The sequence below is a fragment of the Campylobacter sp. CNRCH_2013_0855 genome (genome assembly GCF_025773025.1).
GTDB lineage: Bacteria > Campylobacterota > Campylobacteria > Campylobacterales > Campylobacteraceae > Campylobacter_D > Campylobacter_D jejuni_C.
In genome coordinates, this window is sequence record NZ_JAKMTE010000043.1 from 1 (window position 1) to 1438 (window position 1438).

3 protein-coding genes are annotated in these 1438 nt (G+C 25.6%); all 3 read right to left on the reverse strand.

The window, feature by feature from the left end:
- A partial coding sequence (locus L8X40_RS08305; RefSeq protein WP_263667679.1) for a hypothetical protein occupies positions 1 to 366 on the reverse strand: 366 nt, incomplete at its 3' end.
- Positions 363 to 1229 carry a hypothetical protein gene (locus L8X40_RS08310; RefSeq protein ID WP_250325072.1) on the reverse strand — a complete coding sequence of 289 codons (867 nt, stop codon included), beginning with the start codon at positions 1227 to 1229 and terminating at the stop codon, positions 363 to 365. The genes L8X40_RS08310 and L8X40_RS08305, both read right to left, overlap by 4 nt.
- Positions 1230 to 1249: 20 nt before the next feature.
- The coding region (locus tag L8X40_RS08315) for a hypothetical protein (RefSeq protein ID WP_263667680.1) at positions 1250 to 1438 on the reverse strand (189 nt) is incomplete at its 5' end.

Sequence of the window (1438 nt, forward strand, 5' to 3'; positions counted from 1 at the left end):
TTTTCCATTTTTACTCCTTTTTATAATATTTTCAAGCATATCTATACCCCTTTGAAGTATTTGTTTTTCTTCTGTTGTTCTTGATTTAAGCTCATTAGTGTTTTTTGAGCAAATATCGTAAAATACAAAATCAATGCGTTTATAAAGTTTGATTTTTTTCTTGTATTCACATCTTAAGTCATTTTTGATACTTTCTTTGTTTCTTTCAAACAAATCTATAGCAAAAGGATTATCAAAATAAAAACACAGCATTCTTTCATTTGCACTATTGATAATCCTTGCTTCTTTCAAACTATATTTTAAGTCATTTTTTAAACATGCACGAGCTATTTCATTAGCCTCAATTATATGTGTTATGATACTCATGCAACATCCTTTAATGCGTATGGTTTTATATCTTTTGTCCATCTTGGATTGATTAAATATTTTGTTTGTTTAATAAGTAATAATTCTTTTGTAAAGCTATATGTTTTACCTAGTAAAGCTATAAAATCATATATAAAATCTAAAGCATCATGAATGTGTTTATGCTGTATGTATTTTAAAAATTTATAGTTTAGTTTGAAAGTTAATTCTAATCTTTTCCAGTCTTTAAATTCTTCTTTGATTTTTTCTTTGTGATAACTAGTCTGCTTTTCATACTTATCATAAATCAAAATTCTATCAAGATCAAAAAACTTACTATGCACCCCATTTACATAAAGAGATTTTTTATAAAAAACCATTTCGCCTTTGATTTTTTTATTTAAAGACAACTCATGCAAATGTTCTTCATATTTTCTCATAGAAGCACTTTCATCACAAAAATCACAAGCTATATCAAAACTATAAGCCTTAAACCTCTTAACCATTTTACTTAACACCTTATACACATCAGCTACCACACTTTTGCTAGGCTGAAAAAGACCGTTAAACTGTACTTCTACATAAAAGTCTTTTTTCTTTTTATTTTTTCTAGCAACTTCATGGGTGTCTTTTGAATTTTCTATCACTATTATGGTATTTGATAAACTTTTATTTCTAGGTTTGATGTTTATATACCTAACCTTAAACTCATAAAACTTATCTTTTGTTTTGATATTTTTAAACTTCTCTTTTGTGTATTTTTCTATAGCTTTATTGCGGTTTGTTTTTCTAAGCTTTGTATATAAATCATGTTTTTTAAGAAATTTATAAAATGCAAATTTTGGGATTACAAATTTGATACTATCATAGCCTATGTTTTGCATTTTATTCCTTTCTTTTTTTGTTATTTTGCTACCTTATCAAAACCTTTTTTCATAACTAAAGATTTTGAATTTGCCTTTGTAAGTTTAAATCCTTTTGAGCTAAGCTCACTTATTAAACTTTCTATTTCTCTTGCTTTTTTAAATGCATCATTTTCTTTTTGTATGGGCTTAAAATTCATTACTATCCTTTCAATAATTCTTTTGCTTTT